At 69.7% G+C, this 19296-nt stretch carries 17 protein-coding genes and 1 tRNA gene; 10 read left to right on the top strand and 8 right to left on the bottom strand.

All coding sequences use genetic code 11. The features are described from left to right. Nucleotides 1-20 precede the first annotated feature (20 nt). From ACYU7G_RS04840 to ACYU7G_RS04825, 4 genes are all read left to right on the top strand, one after another. The gene (locus ACYU7G_RS04840) at nt 21-1193 is read left to right on the top strand and encodes an FUSC family protein (RefSeq protein WP_461105357.1); all 1173 of its coding nucleotides are present in this window, start codon (nt 21-23) and stop codon (nt 1191-1193) included. Then, complete coding sequence (locus ACYU7G_RS04835) at nt 1193-1906, top strand: trimeric intracellular cation channel family protein (RefSeq protein WP_461105355.1); 714 nt, start codon at nt 1193-1195, stop codon at nt 1904-1906. Before ACYU7G_RS04840 ends, ACYU7G_RS04835 begins: the two co-directional genes overlap by 1 nt. Nucleotides 1907-1934: 28 nt before the next feature. Further along, nucleotides 1935-2011 (top strand) — tRNA-Met (locus ACYU7G_RS04830). 74 nt (nt 2012-2085) lie between these two features. Then, on the top strand, nt 2086-2970 hold the full coding sequence (locus ACYU7G_RS04825) for a class I SAM-dependent methyltransferase (protein WP_461105353.1): 885 nt from the start codon (nt 2086-2088) through the stop codon (nt 2968-2970). Between the two features lie 13 nt (nt 2971-2983). Here the strand turns inward: ACYU7G_RS04825 and ACYU7G_RS04820 are convergent, their stop codons facing one another. Genes ACYU7G_RS04820 through ACYU7G_RS04810 form a run of 3 tightly spaced genes read right to left on the bottom strand, consistent with a single transcriptional unit; the run spans nt 2984 to nt 5578 of the window. Beyond that, nucleotides 2984-3397, bottom strand: a complete 414-nt coding sequence (locus tag ACYU7G_RS04820; RefSeq protein ID WP_461105351.1) for a CoA-binding protein — start codon at nt 3395-3397, stop codon at nt 2984-2986. A 49-nt stretch (nt 3398-3446) separates the two neighbouring features. Beyond that, nucleotides 3447-4274, bottom strand: a complete 828-nt coding sequence (locus ACYU7G_RS04815; RefSeq protein ID WP_461105349.1) for an ATP-grasp domain-containing protein — start codon at nt 4272-4274, stop codon at nt 3447-3449. Between the two features lie 38 nt (nt 4275-4312). After that, the gene (locus ACYU7G_RS04810) at nt 4313-5578 is read right to left on the bottom strand and encodes an AI-2E family transporter (protein WP_461105347.1); all 1266 of its coding nucleotides are present in this window, start codon (nt 5576-5578) and stop codon (nt 4313-4315) included. Between the two features lie 145 nt (nt 5579-5723). Between ACYU7G_RS04810 and ACYU7G_RS04805 the strand changes: the two genes are divergently transcribed. Beyond that, nucleotides 5724-6689, top strand: coding sequence for a TY-Chap domain-containing protein (locus ACYU7G_RS04805; RefSeq protein WP_461105345.1), 966 nt, complete (start codon nt 5724-5726; stop codon nt 6687-6689). 182 nt (nt 6690-6871) lie between these two features. Beyond that, on the top strand, nt 6872-7156 hold the full coding sequence (locus ACYU7G_RS04800; protein WP_461105343.1) for a DUF1540 domain-containing protein: 285 nt from the start codon (nt 6872-6874) through the stop codon (nt 7154-7156). 74 nt (nt 7157-7230) lie between these two features. On the opposite strand, the gene ACYU7G_RS04795 is transcribed toward ACYU7G_RS04800, so the two are convergent. Then, on the bottom strand, nt 7231-8067 hold the full coding sequence (locus ACYU7G_RS04795; RefSeq protein ID WP_461105341.1) for a hypothetical protein: 837 nt from the start codon (nt 8065-8067) through the stop codon (nt 7231-7233). A 158-nt stretch (nt 8068-8225) separates the two neighbouring features. Here ACYU7G_RS04795 and ACYU7G_RS04790 point away from each other — a divergent pair, with 158 nt between their 5' ends. Together ACYU7G_RS04790 and ACYU7G_RS04785 are read left to right on the top strand one after the other, a co-directional pair. Next, nucleotides 8226-9500, top strand: a complete 1275-nt coding sequence (locus ACYU7G_RS04790; RefSeq protein WP_461105339.1) for a M16 family metallopeptidase — start codon at nt 8226-8228, stop codon at nt 9498-9500. Beyond that, entirely contained in the window at nt 9497-10825 is a 1329-nt protein-coding gene (locus ACYU7G_RS04785) for a M16 family metallopeptidase (protein ID WP_461105337.1), read from the top strand. Before ACYU7G_RS04790 ends, ACYU7G_RS04785 begins: the two co-directional genes overlap by 4 nt. Nucleotides 10826-10838: 13 nt before the next feature. Here the strand turns inward: ACYU7G_RS04785 and ACYU7G_RS04780 are convergent, their stop codons facing one another. From ACYU7G_RS04780 to ACYU7G_RS04770, 3 genes are read right to left on the bottom strand one after another with little or no spacing between them, the layout of a single operon-like run. Next, a complete protein-coding gene (locus tag ACYU7G_RS04780) occupies nt 10839-13724 on the bottom strand; it encodes a UPF0182 family membrane protein (protein WP_461105335.1) in 2886 nt (961 codons plus the stop codon). Then, nucleotides 13721-14245 (bottom strand): PPA1309 family protein, encoded by a 525-nt coding sequence (locus ACYU7G_RS04775; protein WP_461105333.1) that lies wholly within the window; start codon nt 14243-14245, stop codon nt 13721-13723. Before ACYU7G_RS04775 ends, ACYU7G_RS04780 begins: the two co-directional genes overlap by 4 nt. Continuing rightward, a complete protein-coding gene (locus tag ACYU7G_RS04770) occupies nt 14238-15278 on the bottom strand; it encodes a YlbL family protein (RefSeq protein WP_461105331.1) in 1041 nt (346 codons plus the stop codon). The genes ACYU7G_RS04775 and ACYU7G_RS04770 overlap by 8 nt, the downstream gene beginning before the upstream one ends. A gap of 124 nt (nt 15279-15402) precedes the next feature. Between ACYU7G_RS04770 and ACYU7G_RS04765 the strand changes: the two genes are divergently transcribed. Both ACYU7G_RS04765 and ACYU7G_RS04760 read left to right on the top strand, forming a co-directional pair. Next, entirely contained in the window at nt 15403-16740 is a 1338-nt protein-coding gene (locus tag ACYU7G_RS04765) for a zinc-dependent metalloprotease (protein ID WP_461105329.1), read from the top strand. A 234-nt stretch (nt 16741-16974) separates the two neighbouring features. Then, a complete protein-coding gene (locus tag ACYU7G_RS04760) occupies nt 16975-17136 on the top strand; it encodes a DUF5679 domain-containing protein (RefSeq protein ID WP_185975793.1) in 162 nt (53 codons plus the stop codon). A gap of 58 nt (nt 17137-17194) precedes the next feature. On the opposite strand, the gene ACYU7G_RS04755 is transcribed toward ACYU7G_RS04760, so the two are convergent. Next, nucleotides 17195-19234: an ATP-dependent DNA helicase UvrD2 gene (locus tag ACYU7G_RS04755; protein WP_461105326.1), complete on the bottom strand. Its 2040-nt coding sequence runs from the start codon at nt 19232-19234 to the stop codon at nt 17195-17197. Nucleotides 19235-19296 lie beyond the last annotated feature (62 nt).

The following is a 19296-nucleotide window of genomic DNA, read 5'->3' as shown; positions in this document are numbered from 1 at the left end:
CACCACCCTGGAGCAGAACTGTGAGTGAGAAGCCAACTCAACGCGGGTTCTCCTGGCAGGCCACCGGCCGGGGGATCCAGCACGCCACGGTGCGCGCCTTCGACCTCAGCGAGCGTGCCGCACGGCGGGGGTGGCGCTCCCAGAAGAAGCGTGTGAGCCGGTGGCGCTCGCGCCTGTTCGTCATCATCCAGATCTCCCTCGCGGCCGGGTTGTCCTGGTGGGTATCCCAGAACCTGCTCGGGCACGAGCAGCCCTTCCTCGCGGTGGTCGCCTCGATCGTCTGCCTGGGCTTCTCGTTCGGCCAGCGCCTGTTCCGCGCCCTCGAGATCTCGGTGGGCGTCACCGTCGGCGTGGCCCTGGGAGACCTGTTCTGGCACTGGTTCGGAACCGGGGTGTGGCAGATCATGCTGGTGATCGCCGCCGCCATGTCCATCACCACCTGGCTCGGGGCACGCACCCTGATGGTGACGCAGGCGGCGGTGCAGGCGTCGGTGGTGCTCACCATCCCACCGAGCCTCGACGCGGGCTTCTCCCGCTGGTCCGACGCGCTGGTCGGCTGCGCCGTCGCGCTGCTGTTCGCCACGGTCGCCCCGGTCAGCCTGGTGGAGAAGCCCCGCATCCAGGCCGCGAAGGTGCTGCACGAGACGGCCTCGGCAATCCGCTCCATGGTCATCGCCCTGTCGAACCGGGACGAGGAGGCGGCTGCGGAGGTGCTGGAGCGGGCCCGCGCGACGGAGGCACAGCTGTCCGAGTTGACCACGCTCGTGAACGAGGGGGTGGCGGTGGTGCGCACGTCGCCGTTCCTGCGGCACCGTCGCCGCAAGGTGCTGGAGATCGCCGACATCGCCGTTCCGCTCGACAGGTTCACCCGTAACCTGCGCGTCCTCGCCCGGCGCTCCGCCATGGGCGTCTACCGCGGCGAGCAGATCCCGAAGCCGCACCTCAGGCTGCTGACCCGGCTGGCCGAGGTGACCGACGACTGTGCGGCCGAGCTGTTCGCCCGCCGCCGCCCCGACTCCAAGATCGACGACATCGCCGCCGTCGGGCTGGCGTCGTCGAAGGTCCCTCTGGAGCCCAACCTGTCCTCGACGGTGGTGGTGGCGCAGGTGCGCTCCATGCTGGTGGACCTGCTGGAGCTGTGCGGCCTCGAGTACACCGACGCGCGGGACCTGGTCCCGCAGATGGAGGACTGATGGAGGGCTGGGACCCGGGTCTGGTGTTCCGGATCGCCGACGTCGCCGGGGTGGTCGGCAACGGCCTGCTGGGCGGCGCCGTCGCCCGCGCCAAGCGGTTCGACCTGATCGGGTTCCTGTTCCTGGCCATCGTCTCGGGCCTGGGCGGAGGCATCATCCGCGACGTGATGCTCGGCGCCCGCCCCGTGGCACTCACGGACCCGTTCTACCTGGGCGGTGCGGTGGCCGCCGCCGTCATCGCATACGTGCTCACGCTCGACGGGCCGATCTCGCGGCGGGCACTCAGCCTGGTCGACGTCGTCGCCCTCGGCTGCTGGTCGGCCACCGGCGCCTCCAAGGCGCTGGCCGCCGGCCTGGGCTGGATCCCGGCGATCCTGCTCGGGGTGATCACCGCGGTGGGCGGCGGCATGCTGCGCGACGTGCTGGTCAACGAGACCCCGGCCATCTTCGGCGGCAAGCCGCTGTACGCCACGATCGGCGTGGTCGCCGCCCTGGAGATGGTGGCACTGCAGCACTACGGCCGCCCCACCCTCGGGATGGGGGTCGCGATCCTCACCGCCACCACCCTCGGGCTCGTCGCCCGTTGGCGGAACTGGCAGCTTCCCGGCCCGGCCGACGTGACGTTCCGCTCCGCGAGGCTGCTCCGGCAACGTCGCCGGGACTACGAGGACCCTGACGAAGCACCCTGCGACGGCCCCGATTTTGGGTCCTGACCAGGAGCGTGTATTGTTGTTCTCGCAACGCGGGGTGGAGCAGCTCGGTAGCTCGCTGGGCTCATAACCCAGAGGTCATAGGTTCAAATCCTGTCCCCGCTACCAACGGAACTCCCGTCCAGTACCAACTGGGCGGGAGTTCTTCATTCCCGCCCCATGGCTGCCATAGGGTTTTCCGCGTGGACAACGACGACACCGAGTACCAGAAGATCAATCGTGCCAACTGGGACAGTCGCGCCCCGCTGCACGTCAGGGGCTACGGCATCGAGGACCTGCTCACCGCACCGGACGTGCTCTCCTCGGTGGTGCGCTTCGACCTGCCGCGGCTCGGTGACCTCGAGGGCCTGGACGTGGTGCACCTGCAATGCCACATCGGCACCGACACCCTGAGCCTGAACCGCCTCGGCGGCCGGGTGGTCGGGGTGGACCTCTCCCCCGCTTCCCTCGAGGAAGCCCGTGCACTCGCGCAGCGGGCAGGGGTTGCCATCGAGTACGTCGAGTCCGACGTCTACTCCGCGCCCGAGGTGCTCGGCGGCCGTCGCTTCGACCTCGTCTACACCGGGATCGGGGCCATCTGCTGGCTGCCCAGCATCGAGCGCTGGGCACAGACGGTGGCGGCGCTGCTGCGGTCGGGTGGGCGGCTGTTCATCCGGGACGGGCACCCCGTGCTTAACTCCGTGCTGGGGACGGTGGTGGCCGAGGAGCACCCGGACCGCACCCAGCAGGGCTGGATCTCGGCCCCCGGGGACGCCACGCCGTCGCTCGAGCTGCCCTACTTCGAGCAGGATGCTCCCCTGGTCTGGGACGATCCGGCCACCTACGCCAGCGACGAGCCCGTCGCCTCCCCCGTCTCGTGGGAGTGGAACCACGGGCTGGGCGAGATCGTCACCGCGGTCCTGGGAGCCGGGCTGCGGCTCGACGTGCTCGTGGAGCATGACAGCGTCCCATGGGACGCACTGCCCGGGATGATGGAGCGCGACGAGGTCACCCAGGAGTTCCGGCTGCGCGACCGGCCCGAGCGGCTGCCGGCTTCCTTCACCCTCATCGCCACCCTGGCCGACTGAACAACCCGCCCGGTCAGGACCCGAGCAGCGGCTTCTCGATGGCGGGACAGGTGTCCATGACGACGTCTAGTCCGGCCGCACGGGCGCGCTGGGCGGCGTCCTCGTCCACCACGCCCAGTTGCAGCCACACCGCCCCGGCGCCGACGGCGATGGCCTCGTCCACCACGGCCCCGGCCAGCTCGGACCGGACGAACACGTCGACGACGTCGATGCGCCCCGGGACATCGGCCAGCGTGGCGTAGCCCTGCGCCCCGTGGACCTCCTCGGCCTTCGGGTGCACCGGGATGATCTCCATCCCGAGCTCCTGGAGGAAGCGTGCGATCCGGTACGCCACCCGGTCCGGGTTGCGTGACAGACCCACCACCGCCCAACGTCCGGGCGTGGTGAGCAATCTCTCGATGGTCTCCGGGTCATTGACGTGTGCCATGGACCCACGAAACCACATCAGCCCGCCCAGGACGCTGCCCACGGCAGGTTCAGGCTCGGGCGAGGCGTAGCAGAGCCCCGGCGAGGTCCTCCACGAAACGGTCGCGCTGCACTGCTTCGAGGCGGTCCAGGGACAGGTACGGGTTCAGGTCCTCCAGTTCCACGAGGAGCAGTCGGCCGTCGGTGGTCAGGCAGGCGTCCACGCGCTGGATCCCGTGGCGGATGGTGTTCCAGGCGATGAAACCTTGTGCGAACTCGAGGTCCTCGGCACTGGGCGCGAACGGCTCGAGCTCCCAGCGGGCCCCTGCATCCGCGGTCTGGAGCGCGTAGTGGAACCGGCGGTCGATGAAGTAGAACGAGACTTCCCTCGCGATGGCCACCATCGGCTGGACCAACAGCTCGGGATCCACGACGGCGCGCGCCTCGGTCGCGTCGACCACGCGCATCCCCGCCGAGTCCGCGCCCTGCTTCGGCTTGACGACGTAGGCGGCGCTGTCCGGAAGGGATCCGACGTCGTCGCCCCCTGCGACGGTCGGGATCACGGGCGCACCCGAGCGGTACAGGTCCAGCAGGTACTGCTTGCCGAGCATGTCGGCCCGCCCACTCAACTCGTTGAACACCTTCGTACCCCGCTGGCGGGCGGTGTCCCGGAACTCCTCGTAGGCCGGCAGGTACCCCAGAACGGGACCGCTGTTGCGGACGAGGACGACGTCGAACGCGTCCATCACCGTCACCGCGTCAGCGGGGTGGCACGTCGCCACGGTGAACCAGTCGCGAAGCCGTGATGCGAGGAAGATGTCCTCGTCGCAGTAACGACGCCCCCTGGCCTCGTACGAGTGGTCCGTGACGAGCAGGAGATCGGGGCGAGCAGGGGTCATGGCGCCCACCCTAACCACTGCCCGCAGGAACCTGCGCGTCAGGTCCTGCGGCGCAGCTTCGCGAAGCGCCGCTGCAGGGCCGTCGGCCCGGCTCCCCGTTTCGGCCGCGGTCCGACCGGGTCATCACCCAGCAGCGGGTCATGACCACTCTGGTAGCGATCGGACCAGATCTGGATCAGCGTCCATCCCACCGCGGTGTACGGCACCGCGAGCAGCGCGCCGAAGAACCCGCCGATGATGGTGCCGATGGTCAGGGCGAGCAGGACGATCAGGGCGTGCAGGCTCAGCGTGCGCCCCATCACCACGGGCTGCAGCAGGTTGCCCTCGAGCTGCTGGACGCCGATGACGATGGCAAGCACCACGAGCGCCTCGACCGGCCCGTTGGCGACGAGCGCCACCATGGCCGCCAGCGCCCCTGCGACGGTGGCGCCGATGATGGGGATGAACCCGCCGACGAAGACGATCACAGCCAGGGGTAGCGCCAGCGGGACCCCCACGATGGCGATGCCGATGCCGATCAACACGGCATCCACGAAGGCGATGATGGCGGTGCCGCGCACGTAGCCGCCGAGCACGGCCGAGGAACGCTCGGCGGACTCGGCCAGCTTCTCCCGCGTGTCGCCGGAGAACCAGCGCAGACCGAAGTTGAGGATCTGGGAGCCGTCCTTGAGGAGGAAGAACAGCACGACCGCCATCAGCACCAGCCCCGTGAGGAACTGGGTGACGGCCGACAGGCCGCTGATGGTGTTGCTGGCGAGGCCGCTCGTCAGGCCGCCGCTCATGATCAGTTCGCTGATCTGCGCCCAGGCGTCGTCCACCACGCTCGCGTCGATCGGCAGCGGCAGGTTGCTGACCCAGCCCTTCAGGGCCTCCCAACCGTCCGCGGCCGAGGCCGCCAGGTCATCCCATTCGGAACGGACCGCGAACACGATGCCGGTCACTGTCGCACCGAGCAGGACCAGGATGCCGAGGAAGGCCGCGACAGTGGCCAGCAACTGGGTCCACCCCTTGGAGACCAACCACCGCACGAGCGGCGCGACGGCGGCCGCGAGGATCAGCGCCACCAGGACGGCGACCACGACGACGCTGATGCGCAGCAGCAGCCAGATCGCCCCCGCCACCACCGCACCGATCATCAGGGTCTGGCCGGCACGCGCCCCAGCCCGTCCGAACGAGTCGCGCCACGGGCCACCCGCGGGCACGCTCCGGACTGCGGCAGCACTGGTCGCGGGCCGGGCTCCGGCCGCACCGTCGCCGCCGATGACGTCGCGCTCGTGGTTGGGGGCTTCCTTCGGGTCGGTCACGTGTCGGCCTCCTGTGGACGAAGTGTTGGGCCAATCTTCACATGCCGGACAAGTGGCGGACTGTTCTGGGCGCGACACGCCCGGGCCCCACCTGCCGCCTGCGGGGCCCTGCACGGGTGAGAATCGTGCCAGAGGGGAGTTTGGCATGACCGAGACCCACGACCGAGAAACACCCGATCGCGTCAACGCGGACGAGATCCGAGCAGTCGGTGCCGCCTGGCGCACCTTCGAGCGCGGTCTCGCCAAGTGCCTGGCCGTGATGGCCCAGGGCCAGGAGCCCAGCCGCCTCGTGCTGGAACTGGCGGGCCCCGGGCGGGCGGCCTGCGATGCCGACCGCCACTTGGAGTTGTCCTCAGATGGCGGCGGCAGGCTCCTGCGCGCCACCACGGCCGGGGACCAGCACCTGGAGCGGGCGCACCGGATGACCGCCGACGACGGTGCCGGCCTGCGACGCCGGGGCTGGAGCGGCCACGACGCCACGGACTCGCGGTGGAGCACCGAACGCCCGGTCACCGAGGCCCCTGAGCTGGCGGCGGACGCGGTCTGGCTGCTGCGCAACTGCCACCGGGTTGCCCACCCCCACCTGCTGACCTACCGACTCGACGGCACCCACCAGGGCGCGGAGGCGTTGGGCCTGCGCCCGACGGCCGAGGTCCCCGTCGAACCCAGGGCATCGATCCGGTTGGCGCAGGCGCAGGAGCCGGACGACGGTCCTCCCCTCCCGATCGTCACCACCTCCACCCATGATCTCGCCAGCCTCGTCGAGGCCGCTTTGGCCCACGGTGCCGACATCCACGTCGACTTCGCCCTGTACGTGGAGCGCCAGCCGGTGTTCGTGCGCGTCAGCGACGACCAGTGCTCGGTCAGGCTCTCCGCCCGGGTGGTCCGGGAGGTGAGCTCCCCCACCGAGGCGCGCACCGACATCCGCATCTTCAACCGGAGTGGCTGGCTGGACTGGCACGTTGCCCGGCGCGACATCTGGGTCTCCGGGACCGTGTCCACCGATCCCTACGACCCGGCAGCGTTCCGCGAGCGGTTGGAACAGTTCCTCGACACGCTGCTGTCCCATCGGCACGCCCTCGCCAGGCGCACCGGTGGCCGGGCGTACTGACCCTGCGACCTCCTGACCCCATCTTGACAAGCAGCGCAGTATTTAGGCAACAGGAAAGCACTCAAATCCTTGAATTCAACAACCCTTCGGTAAGGCTCTCCTTGCTAGAAAAGCGCTAGTCAGGAGCGTATGGTGGTGCCCAATCAGTCATTCATCAGTCGTTTTACGAAAGGTTGGGAAAAATGCTCACTCTCACTCCCGTGAAGTCCTGCGCAGCCACCACCTGCGCCTACAACCAGGACGGGTGCGCCGCCGGTGCCATCACCGTCGCCGGTTCGGCCAACGCCGCCAGGTGCGACACGTTCCTGGCCCTCGACGCGCGCGGCGGCCTGCCCGTGGCCGCCGGCACGGTCGGCGCCTGCCAGCGCCTCGAGTGCGTGCACAACAAGGACCTGATGTGCACCGCAACTGACATCACCGTGACCGACACGGCCGTCTGCACCACCTACGAGGTGGCCCCGGCCTGACCGGTGGCACGAGCGCAAAGAGGCGGGCCCCCGCATCGCAGCGGGGGCCCACCTCTTGGTTTTACGGGGAGCGGCTATGCGGCCGCTTCCCAGACGTCCGCCAGCAGCGCCTCGAGCCCCGTCCGGACGCCGGCCACGTCACGCACGGGTTCGGGGAAGGGGACGTAGACGGTGGTGGCCTCCATGGCCGTGAAGTGCATCACGGTCACGCCGGTGGAGTCGACGTCGACGCAGCGCACCGTCCCGATGGTGTGGGAGCAGACGGTGGGCAGGTCCCAGCGGGTCAGCTCCTCCCCCGGGATCCGGCCCGTCAGGACCGACTGGATGATCTCGACCCACTGCGCCGCGGTCAACGCGGAGACCGCCTCTGCCCCCGAGAGCTCGTCCATGAACTGCGGGAACGGGGCGGAGAGCCCCTCCTCCCGCAGCTCCCGCCAGGTGAGCGGGATGATCCCTGCGCAGTCGTGCAGCAGCACCCGCACGACGTCGACGGCACCGATGCGCACCCCGGGCTTCCCGGCCAGGGCCGCCACCATCCCGGGCAGGTGTCCGGACACCTCCGGGCGCGCCAGATACTCCTCGTCGACCCATCGCAGGCGCCCGAGTGCGTGCATTGTGGCAGCACGGATGCGCAGGGCGGGTTCGGGTGCGTCCTTCTCGACGTCGAGCCGCACGTCCAGCGCCTCGTCCCCACCGGCATCGTGGCCCCCGCCCGCGGCGGCCACGACGAACGTACCGTCGGGCAGCGTGCCGTGCGCGAGCACCTCGATCGAGTACTGCGGCTCCGCCCTGAACACGAAGAGTTCCGCACGACCACTGCCACCCAGCAGCCTGGAGGCCACGGAGACCGCGCGACGATGCATGGTCGAGGCGTCGACGCCCTCTGGACTCAGTGTGTCATCGAATTTCACGATGCCCAGCTTTTCAAATTGATGCGAGTGAGGCAAACCCGGGACCCGGGTCCCAGAATGCGGAACGCCGTCCCGGGGCGGGCGATTGGTGGCTGTGGCTAGACTCGCGGCTCAGGCGGCCCTCTCCCAGGGCCCGAACCATCCCACAGGGAGTGTCGATGACCCCAGGCCCGGAGCTCACCTACGAGCTGGCAACCCACACGCTCGACAACGGTCTCCAGGTCTGTGTGCAACCGGACCCGCAGGCACCGGCCGTCGCCGTCAACCTCTGGTACCAGGTGGGCTCCTACGACGAGCAGCCGGGCAGGTCGGGCTTCGCGCACCTGTTCGAGCACCTCATGTTCCAGGGCTCCGGCAACGTGGCCAGTGGCGAGCACATGGCCACCGTGGAGGCAGTGGGTGGTTCGGTCAACGCGACCACGTCCACGGACCGCACCAATTACTTCGAGACCGTCCCGGCGGGCGCCCTGGAGCTGGCGCTGTGGCTGGAGGCGGACCGGATGGGCTCCCTCGCGATAACGCAGGAGAACTTCGACGCCCAGGTGGAGGTCGTCAAGGAGGAGAAGCGCCAGCGCTACGACAACCAGCCCTACGGGGACCTGTTCGAGTTGCTGGTCGCCCACCACTTCGACGCCTCGCACCCCTACGGACACCTACCGATCGGATCCATGCGGGACCTCGACGATGCCGGGTTGGGTGACGTGCAGGCCTTCTTCGACGCCTGGTACCTGCCTTCCAACGCCCGCCTCGTGCTGGCCGGCAACGTGGCCGTGGACCAGGCCGTGGAACTCGTGGAGCGCCACTTCGGGGGACTGCCCCGGCTCCCCCGCCCCGGGCACGCCGACGCCCCGAGCGGCCTCACGGATCCCGTCACCACCCGGGTGGCGCGCAACGTCCCCCATTCCCTGCTCTACGCCTCCTGGCCCACGCCCCCGGCCGCCCACGCCGACCAGTTGGCCCTCGACATCGCCTTGGCCATCCTCACCGACGGGCACACCTCCCGCCTGCACCGGTCCCTGGTGCGAACCCGCGACGTCGCCGAGGAGGTGCACAGCGCCTCGCTGCTCCACCTGCGCGAGCGTTCCGTCGCCACCTTGCTGGCTCGCCCGGCCGACGGAGTCCCCACGGAATCGGTCTCGGAGGCCGTCCAGCAGGAGCTGGCGCTCTTCATCTCCGAGGGCCCCACCGAGGAGGAACTGGCCCGCGCCACCGCGCAGTTCGAGCGCGACTGGCTGCTGGACCTCGCCACCGTCGAGGCACGCGCCGACATGCTCAACGACTCCTGGCTGACCCACGGGGAACCGGGACGCATCAACTCGCGCCTGCGCGAGCTCGCGGCCCTGACCCCCGACGACGTGCGTCGCGTCGTCGCCACCCACCTCGGCTCCGCCCCCAGCGAGCTGCACTACCTCGCGAAGGAGGGCACCCGATGAACCGCCCCACGGTCCACCTCGCCAAGCGCTGGAGCTTCCCGACACCGCAGCTGCAGAGCCTCCCCAACGGCATCACGGCCCAGGTCTACGACCTCCCGGGACAGCACGTCGCGGCACTGGAACTGGTCCTGCCCACACCGCTGGCGGCGGAGCCGCGCGGCCTCGAGGGCCTCGCCACCGTCGCCCTGACCGCGATCGACGAGGGCACCATCGCCCACCCCGAGGGCAGGATCTCGGAACTGCTCGAACTGCAGGGGGCCGCCATCCACGGCGTCACCCTCCAGAGCAGCACCCGACTGGGCACGGACGCCCCCGCGCACCGCCTGGCCGAGGTCACCCCGCTGTTCGCAGAGGTCCTCGCCAGCCCCACCTACACGGCCGCCGACGTGGCCCACCACGTCGGTCTGCAGGTGGCCACCCACGACTCGCTCGAGGCGTCACCCGGGGCGGTGGCGAAGCGGGCCTTCAGGGCAGCGTTCTTCGGGGCGGACGCCCGTGAGGGACGCCCCTCGGCCGGCACCCCCGAGACCCTGACGGCCATCAGCCGCGACGACGTCGTCGCCTGGCACGGCAGGCACTGGCTCCCAGCGGGCGCCACCCTCATCCTCGCCGGTGACCTGTCCGCCGTGGACGTCGACGAGGTCCTGGCCCCGATCGGCGCCTGGCACGCCCCGGGCACCCCGGCACCGCGGTCCGTCGCACCGGCGCTGGCCCCCTCCGTCGTGGTGGTCGACATGCCGGATGCGGTGCAGGCCACCGTGCAGTTGGGGTGCCTCACCCCCGGGCGCCGCCACCCGCAGTGGGCGGCCCTGAAGCTCGCCGGGCACGCCGTCACGGGTGCGTTCGCGAGCCGGCTCAACCTGGAACTGCGGGAGCGCCTCGGATACACCTACGGGGTCCAGGGCGGCTTCGGCGCACGCCGCACCGACGGCCAGTTCAACGTGGGCACCAGCTTCCGGACCGAGGTGGCGGCCGACGCCGTCGCGAAGATGTTGCAGGGCCTGGAGCTCGCCGAACCGTTCAGCGACGAGGAGGTGGCCGACGCGCGCGCCTTCCTGCTGGGTGTGGCGCCGCTTGCCAACGAGACCGCCTCGGACATCGCACGCCAGGCAGCGGCGCTCGCGGCCGCGGACGAGGACCCCGCGTTCGTGAACGAGCACTTCGACCGGCTCGAGGATCCTTCCCCCGCCGACGTGACGGCCGCGTTCCGGGAACACGTGCGCCCGGACCGGGTGACCATCGCCGTCAGCGGCAACGCCGCACAACTGGAACCGGCGCTGCGAGCAGCGGGACTGGATCCCGTCGTGCTCGACAGCGCCGGCTGAAGGCGGTCCCGACTCAGCTCTCCTCGAGGGCGGCCAGCGCCTCCTCCATGACGTCGCGCGCCTGCTTGTTCTTCGACTGGTAGGTGCCGAGGTCGCCTTCGGCGAGTGCCTGGTCGGCCTCGATGAACAGTTGCATACCCTCACCGAGCAGTTCCTTGGCGCGCTCCGCGCCCACCAGTTCGCTGCCCGGCTCCTCGGGGATGATGTCCTCCTCGTCGACGTTCTCCCCGGTGTCGGCGCCGGCGTCGCCCTGGAACACCTGGTCCAGCGCCGCCTGCAGGGTGTTGCCGATGCCGACGTGCTCGCCGAAGCGGACGACGACGAACCGGAGCGCCGGGTAGGAGCCGGAGGCGTCGTTCTGCGTGTAGATGGGCTGCACGTAGATCAGGCCACCACCCAACGGGAGCGTGAGGAGGTTGCCGTAGATGGCGGTGGCACCCTCCTGCCGGTTGAACGGCAGCAACCGTTCGGCGACCGCCTCGTTGGTGGTGATCGCGTTGAACGTCTGGCCGGGACCGGCGATCTGCTCGGTGTCGGAGAGCTTCAGCGCGCGCATCTGCCCGTAGTTCTCGCTGGTGGCGTCGGCGTTGACCGACATGTACACCGAGAGGTTCTCGCGGCCGCGCGGCACGAACACGGTGGTGTTGGCGAAGTGCGGCTGCGTGTCGCCGGGCCAGCGGATGGTCAGGAAGTACGGGGGCTCCTGGGTGGGCTGCTGCCCGCCGCCCACCGGGTCGTTGGGCACCTCCCAGATGTCAGACTCCTGGTACCAGGTGTTGGTGTTGGTGGTGTGGTAGCGGCCCAGCACCTGGCGCTGGATCTTGAACAGGTCCTGCGGGTAGCGCAGGTGTGCCATCAGGTCCGGGGAGATCTCCTCCTTCGGCGTGACCACGCCGGGGAACACCTTGTCCCAGGTCTGCAGGATCGGGTCGTTCTCGTCCCACTCGTACAGCTTCACCGTGCCGTCGTAGGCGTCGACGGTGGCCTTGACCGAGTTGCGGACGTAGTTGACCTGGGTGCCCACGAGCAGCCGATCCGCGGAGGTCCTGGTGTCGGAGATCGCCTGGGCCCAGTCCACCTTCGTGGAGTTCGGGTAGTTGGCCGTCGACGTGTAGGCGTCGATGATCCACACGATGCGGCCGTCGACGACGCTCGGGTACGGGTCGGAGTCCAGGGTCAGCCAGGGTGCGGCCTCCTGGACACGGTCCGCGGGGACGCGGTTGTGCAGGATCCGGGACTCCTCGTTCACGCGGTCCGAGAGCATCAGGTTGACGTCGCCGAAGCGGATCGCGAACAGGGACTTGGTGAGGAAGTCGCCGATCGGGACGCCACCGTCGCCCTGGTAGGTGTTCTTGGACTCCATGCCGCCCTCGCCACCACCGGGGGTGTCGAGCTCCACGGGCTCCGCACCGTCGGGTGCACCAGCCACCACCCAGTGGGTGGAGCGCTCACCGAAGTAGATGCGCTGCTCGTGCTCCGGGAGCAGGCCGACGGTGGGGATGCCACCGGAGAAGAACACGGGCTCGCCGTTGGACTGGCGCTGGTTGCCGTAGGCGGCGGCCAGGCCGTGGCCGTGGGTGTAGACCGTGCGCATGTTGTTCCAGGTGTCGCCCGACTCCACGGAGGCCAGGTCGAGTTCGCGGACGGCGACCACGGCGTCGGCCTGGTTGCCGTCGATCGTGTAGCGGTCGACGTCGAGGGTGGACGGGAACGCGTAGTAGCCGCGGACCTGCTGGAGCTGCTCGAACGCCGGTGGGATGACAGCCGGGTCCATCAGTCGGATGGCGGGCAGGGCGGCGGCGTCCTCGCGCAGCTGTCCGGCGCTGACCGTCGTGGTGGCCTCGTAGTCCTCGATCTCAACCTCGTCGATGCCGTAGGCGAAACGGGTGGCCTCGATGTTGGCCGCGATGTAGGGGCGTTCCTTGTCCGGCTCGTCGGGGTCCACCTCGATGGTCTGGATGAACCAGGGGTAGCCGATACCGAGGATCAGCGACGAGACCACCAGCAGCGCGATGGACACACCGGGCACGCTCCAGCGCACCCGCCACGCGTTGTAGAAGCACACCAGGGCGCAGATGGCGGCGATCACGGCGACGATGAGGTGCGCGGGGATGCGCGAGGCGGCGTCCGTGAAGGTCACACCCGTGAACAGGTGGTTGGTGGTGGTGAGCAGCGAGTAGCGGTCGAGGACCTGCGAGGTGGCGAACAGCAGCAGCACCACGCCCAGCATCACCGAGAGCTGGCGCTGGGCCGCGAGACCACCCTTCGCGCCGGTCACCGACACGTTGCCCAGCCCGCGCAGGGCCTTCGACGTCAGGGAGCCGGTCAGGAAGTGCACCAGGAGTGCGCCGATCAGGGACAGCACGACGGCGAAGGTCACGTAGCCGAGGACGAAGCGCCACCACGGCAGGTGGAACACGTAGAACGAGGCGTCCAACCCGAACACCGAGTCGCGCTCACCGAAGGGGGTGGCGCGGATCCAGGCCAGGAACAGCGACGACGCGCTGGCGGCCACGGCACCCCCGAGGAGTCCGAGCGCGGCGGCGGGCACGGCCATGATCAGCGTGGAACGGCGGTCCAGCACGTCGCGGAGCTGGACCAGCATCTCCGAGTCGAGGTTGGCGTGGCGCACCCGTGGGCGCAGTCGGTAGGCGATGGCCAGGCCCGCGAACACGATGCCACCCATGAGCAGGGCGAACACGATGAACAGGCCCACCTGCGCCGCGAGCTGCGTGGTGAACACGGTGCCCATCTCGATGCTGCGGAACCAGAGCAGGTCCGTCCACACCCGGGACGCGATGACCACCACCGCCACGACGACGGCCAGGATGATGATGGCTGGCAGGAACGCGCCCCGACGCTGCTGGTCGTCGGGCACGTGCGAACTGGAAGCTGTCACTGCGGGGTTCCTTCGAAGGTGCCCAGGAGGGCATCGGCGAGGCCCGGAACCAGGTCGTCGGCTCCGAGCAGGTCGTCGGGGTTGGACACGAGGCGCGCGAGGCCGTGGCGGGTGCCGTCACGTTCGACGCCCACCACCACGCGGACGTCGGTCCGCTCGGGGTGCTTGCGGACGAAGTCGATCGCCTGGTCCACGTCGTCGGGGATCTCGTCCTCGAACTCCGGGGGGAGGAAGGAGCGCTCCATGGCGATTGCGGCGCCGTGGACCGTCTCCGGCCAGTAGATGCCGGCGAGCCGCTCGAAGACGTCGTTGCCGGCTGCGAAGTTCTCCTGCTCGATCGCGGTCAGCGCGTCGGGCATGGCTTCGGGCACCCTGTCGCGCAACTGGGGCTCCAGTTCCAGCAGGGATGCCGTGGTCACCAGCGCGAACAACCGCGCCGGCTGGTCCCAGCCGTTGTCCGAGACGTGTCGTTCGATGTCTGCCAGGCAGGCGATGAGCCTGCTGGAATCGGGCTCACTCACAGGTGGGTACCTCCATGTCTGACTGGCCTTCCTTGATCAGCTGCAACGCAGCAATCGCGTCCTTGAGGGTGTCCACCGGCACCAGGCGCAGGTCCGTGTGGAAGTCACCGATGTTCTTGCAGGTCTCGCCGGGCAGGACGAAGATCGTGGCCCCCGCGCGCTCGGCCCCACGGATCTTGGCCCGGATGCCGCCGATGCCCTTCACCTTCCCCGAGGCGTCCACCTCGCCGGTGATGGCCACGACGTGGTCGCCGATCAGGCTGCCCTCGGTGATCTTGTCGTAGATGGCCAGCGCGAACACCAGCCCCGCGCTGGGCCCGACGATGGCGGGATCGATCTTGTACTCAACCTGCGGCGCGAACAGGTAGCCGACGTCCACGCCGATGCCCGCGTAGGGCTGGGAGTCGGCGTTCGCGGTGGTCACCACGCTCACGGTGAGCTGCGCACCGTCGCGCAGCACCTTGAACACCACCGGGTCGCCGACGGAGCGGTTCCGGATGACCTCCGCCACGTCGTCGCGGGTGGAGACCACCTGGCCGTCGATGCTCTCGATCAGGTCACCGGCGTGGAGCTTGCCGTTCGACGGCCCGGCCAGCACGACGCTGGAGACCATCGGCATCTCCGTGACCGGCTGCCCGGCTGCCCGCAGCGCCGCCACGACGGCGTTGTCCCGCGAGGTGTCCATCGACGCGACTGCCTCCTCCCGGACCTGCTCGTTGGACTTGCCCGGTGGGTAGACCACGTCCCGCGGCAGGGAGTCGGAGTCGGGAGCGAGGTGGGCGATGAGCGCCTCCGGCAGGCTGACCGACGCGTTCACGCTGGAGCGCGACACCGTCGTGAGGCGCAGCTCACCGCTGGTGGGGTAGTTCTCGAGGCCGTTGATCTGGAGCAGGGGGCCCTCGTCGTCGGATGCGAGGACGTCGATGGTCTCCCCCGGCCGCCAGGTGACGATGGGCACGGGGACCAGGACGATCAGGGCCGCAAGCACCACGAACAGGATTGAGGAGACGATGGCCACCACGTTGCGCGACATCGAGCCTCCCTTCACCGCCGACACCCGACAGTGGACAAGCGTACCAACCGCCACAGGGAGGTCATTGGCAGGGGTTTGACCGGTGTTGTTCAATGGGTGGTACGGCTGAGGAAAGGGACCCACCATGTCAGGACCCACACCGGGTGGCTTCGGAGGATTCGACTTCGAAGAGATCCGAAAGCTGCTGGAGCAACTCGGGATGACCGGCGGCGGGGACGTGGACTTCGCGAAGCTGATGGAACAGTTCTCGCGCGCGCAGGCGGCCGGCGGGGCCGGTTTCGGTTTCACCAACGCGGACCGGGACCCGGATGCGGCGTGGCGCACCACCATCACCTCCGCCAAGCAGTTGACCCAGGAACTCGGCCCGGACCCGGCGCTGACGGCCTCCGAGAGCCACGCCATCGTCGACGCCGAACGCCTGGCGCAGAGCTGGCTGTCGGCACAGACGGCCTTCCCCGAGACGGGGATCGCGCCCGAAACGCTGCGCAGGGAGGACTGGCTGGACGAGACCAGCTCCGGTTGGCGGGAGATCGTGGAACCGATCATGAACGGCCTGGCGGAGGCGCTGGGGCGCGGCGCCATGGTGGAGGACGAACCCGAACTGGGCGCGTTCACCTCCATGCTGGCACCGATGATGAAGCAGTCCGCCTCCCTGATCTACCGGGACCGGCTGAAGAAGGTGCTCGCCGAGGTGGCGGGCTCGACGCTGACCGGCACCGAGATCGGCATCAACCTCCTCCCCCGGGCACGCGTGACGATCCTGCCGAGCAACGTCGCGGAGTTCACCCGGGACCTCGAGATCCCCGAGGCCGACGTGCTGCTGCACCTGGTGCTGCGGGAGGCCGCCCGGATCCGCCTGTTCCACCACGTGACGTGGCTGGCCCCGCAGCTGAACGCCCTGCTGGCCCACTACGCCCGCGAGATCGTGATCGACTTCGAGGCCATCTCCTCGGAGTTCGACCCCTCGAGCCTCGAACAGTTCTCCCTCGAGGACATCGTGGCCGTCGGCGAGCGGGTCCGGGGATCCTTCTTCAAGCCGGCCAGCACCGAGACCCAGCTCGAGATCCTGGGACGCCTGGAACTCCTGCTGGCCCTCATCGAGGGCTGGGTGGACCACGTGACCGTCCGCGCCACGGAGGCGTGGATGCCCAACGCCGGTTCCCTCAGCGAGGTGGTGCGGCGCCGCCGCGCGGCCGGAGGCCCCACCAAGGACGTCTTCAGCAACCTGCTCGGGCTGGACCTGCGCCCCCGGCTGGTGCGGGACGCCGAGAACCTCTGGGCAGCCATCGAGCACGAGCGCGGCACCGAGGCCCGCGACGCCGTCTGGCAGCACCCGGACCTGCTTCCGACGGCCGCACACCTTGCGGACCCCCTGTCCTACGGCAAGGAGTCCGGCGCGGAACCGGAGCAGGACGAACTGGACGTGGAACTGCGCAAGCTGCTCGAGGGCAACGGAAACTGACCAAACACTTGACGCGGACCCTCGAACCCCGACAGACTCTTCTCCCGAGAGTCCCGGACGGACGCACGCGCAGGGGAAGGCGAGTGCAGCCGACGGGACTCTCGCTCATCCCAGCGGGAATCCAAGTTGAAGTGGGCGGCCCGGGTTGCGCCGGATTCCACCCCTCAACGGCTACAGTTGCACAGGACTCGCCTCGGTGAACGGGGCGAAGGTACTAAAAATCTAGGAGGAACAATGGCTGCAGAGACCTACGAGGGCTCGTTCTACTGCGTGAAGTGCAAGGAGAAGCGCGACGCCACCGGTGAGGTCGTCGTCAACGCCAAGGGCACGAAGATGGCCAAGGGCAAGTGCCCCGTGTGCGGCACCAACCTGAACCGCATTCTCGGCAAGGCCTGAGCCCACAGGGCTCCAACGGGAGCGGGCCGGTGAGCGATCACCGGCCCGCTCCCGTTTTTCATTCCCCGGGCGCGAGGTGGGACGAGATCACCTGCAGCACCCCGGGACCGTAGCGCTCGGCCTTGGCCATCCCGATGCCGGGCACCCGCAGCAACTCCGTGCGATCCCGCGGCGTGGCCTCCGCGACTGCCTGCAGTGTCGCGTCGGTGAACACCACGAAGGCGGGCAAGGAGGCGGCGGCCGCGGTCTGGGTGCGCCACTCCCGCAAGGACTCGAGCAGCGACTCGTCGTAGTCGACGACACAGTCCAGGTGGCGCAGCAGCTTGCGTTCGGCACCCGAGTTCACGGGCTGGCCGCAGACCGAGCAGCGCCGGGACCTCGCGGTCTGGGCGGGGGTGCCGGTCCGGGGCCGTTGCTGGGCCGGTGCCACACCGTCGAGGAACCTGGAGCGGAAGGCCTTCCCCCGGGTCTGGGACGTCGGATGCGAGACCCGCAGGTGGGTCCGGGCGCGGGTGAGGGCGACGTGCAGCAGCCGCCGTTCCTCTGAGAGGGCCGGTTCCTCCTGGCTGAGCGCGAAGGGGACCAGCCCTTCCCGGACCCCGACCACCGCCACCGCGTCCCACTCGAGCCCCTTCGCGGCGTGCATCGTGGCCAGCGTCACCGACTCGGCCACCGGGGACGCCTCCCACGCCGCCCGCTCCGACAGCCACGCACCGAACTCCGCGGCCGTCCAGCCGACCCGACCCTCCGCCTCGGCCACCACCATGTCCCGGAGCGCGTTCAACGATTCCCACTTCTCCCGCTGCCTGCCCATCCCCGACGGCGGTTCGGTGGTCCACCCGTTGGCGGCCAAGTAGCGCTCGACCAGCACCACCGGGTCCGCCTCCGGGTCCCGCGACGCAACCGTGGACAGCGCCAGCACTGCCTGGCGGACCTCCGGCCGCTCGTAGTAGGAGTCGGTGCCCCGCACCGAGTACGGGATGCCGGCGTCCGCCAGTGCCGCCTCGAACGTGGGTGCCTGCGCGTTGATGCGGTACAGGACCGCCATCTCCGACCAGGGCGTGCCCTGGGCGTGCAGTGTCCTGAGCCAGTCGGTCACCGCGGCCGCCTCGTCTGCCTCGCTGCCCTCGGCGTGGAAGGCAGGAGGCTCCCCGGATCCGCGCGTGGGTCGCAGCGCGGCACCGGCCGTGGGGGTGAGCCGCAACACCTTGTTGGCCACCTGGAGGATCTCCGGGGTGGAGCGGTAGTTGCGCACCAGCCGCACCTGCTGGGCGTCCTCGTACTCCTTCGCGAACCCCAGCAGGTACTCGGCCCGGGCCCCCGCGAAGGAATGGATCGCCTGGTTCGGGTCACCGACGACGCAGACGTCGCTGCGGCCGTCGACCCACAACGCGACCAGACGGTGCTGGATCGCCGAGACGTCCTGGTACTCGTCGACGATGAAGTGGCGGTACTGGTCCCGGATCGCCTCCCCCGCCGCCGGGTGTTCGGCCAGCAGCGCCGCCGCGCACAGCAGCACGTCGTTGAAGTCCACCACTCCGGCCGCGGACTTGGCCTTCTCGTAGTTCACCATCACCGCCGCCACCTGGGTGGGGGTGGCCCCGGAGACCTCCCGTCCGTTCGGGCCGGCCAGTTCGGCGTAGCGGGCCGGTGCCACGTTGCTGGACTTGGCCCAGGAGATCTCGGTCTCGAGATCCCGCACCAGCGCGGTCTCGGCTCCGCCCAGCACCTGGTTCGCCGCCCGTGCCACGAAGGAGAAGGTGTTGTCCGCGACGGCCGGGAACTCGGTGCGGAACGTCTGGGGCCAGAAGTAGCGGCACTGCCGCAGGGCCGCGGCGTGGATGGTGCGGGCCTGTGCCCCTCGCACGCCCAGCGCGGCCAGCCGACTGCGCATCTCCCCCGCTGCGCGCGTGGTGAATGTGACCGCAAGGGTGGCCGTCGGCAGGTAGCGCCCCTCGCGCACCGCGTTGGCCACCCGGTGCGTGATGGCACGGGTCTTTCCCGTGCCCGCACCGGCGAGCACCACCAGCGGGGTCTCCAACATGGTGGCGACCCGCAACTGCTCCGGGTCGAGGACGTCGAGGATGGGATCTGTCACAACCCCATTGTGGTCCACCCCACCGACATCCCGGCCCCCGGCGGGCCCGCACCAGACCTGTC

The organism is Tessaracoccus terricola (assembly GCF_054776555.1).
The sequence above is the reverse complement of the archived record's forward strand: the minus strand, read 5'-3'. Positions and strand labels throughout refer to the sequence as shown.

Excerpts from the sequence above, each read along its gene's own strand:
- ACYU7G_RS04800 (WP_461105343.1), top strand. The coding sequence starts at position 6,872 with ATGCTCACTCTCACTCCCGTGAAGTCCTGCGCAGCCACCACCTGCGCC.
- ACYU7G_RS04820 (WP_461105351.1), bottom strand. The coding sequence starts at position 3,397 with ATGGCACACGTCAATGACCCGGAGACCATCGAGAGATTGCTCACCACG.
- ACYU7G_RS04765 (WP_461105329.1), top strand. The coding sequence starts at position 15,403 with ATGTCAGGACCCACACCGGGTGGCTTCGGAGGATTCGACTTCGAAGAG.
- ACYU7G_RS04835 (WP_461105355.1), top strand. The coding sequence starts at position 1,193 with ATGGAGGGCTGGGACCCGGGTCTGGTGTTCCGGATCGCCGACGTCGCC.
- ACYU7G_RS04760 (WP_185975793.1), top strand. The coding sequence starts at position 16,975 with ATGGCTGCAGAGACCTACGAGGGCTCGTTCTACTGCGTGAAGTGCAAG.
- ACYU7G_RS04815 (WP_461105349.1), bottom strand. The coding sequence starts at position 4,274 with ATGACCCCTGCTCGCCCCGATCTCCTGCTCGTCACGGACCACTCGTAC.
- ACYU7G_RS04785 (WP_461105337.1), top strand. The coding sequence starts at position 9,497 with ATGAACCGCCCCACGGTCCACCTCGCCAAGCGCTGGAGCTTCCCGACA.
- ACYU7G_RS04805 (WP_461105345.1), top strand. The coding sequence starts at position 5,724 with ATGACCGAGACCCACGACCGAGAAACACCCGATCGCGTCAACGCGGAC.
- ACYU7G_RS04770 (WP_461105331.1), bottom strand. The coding sequence starts at position 15,278 with ATGTCGCGCAACGTGGTGGCCATCGTCTCCTCAATCCTGTTCGTGGTG.
- ACYU7G_RS04790 (WP_461105339.1), top strand. The coding sequence starts at position 8,226 with ATGACCCCAGGCCCGGAGCTCACCTACGAGCTGGCAACCCACACGCTC.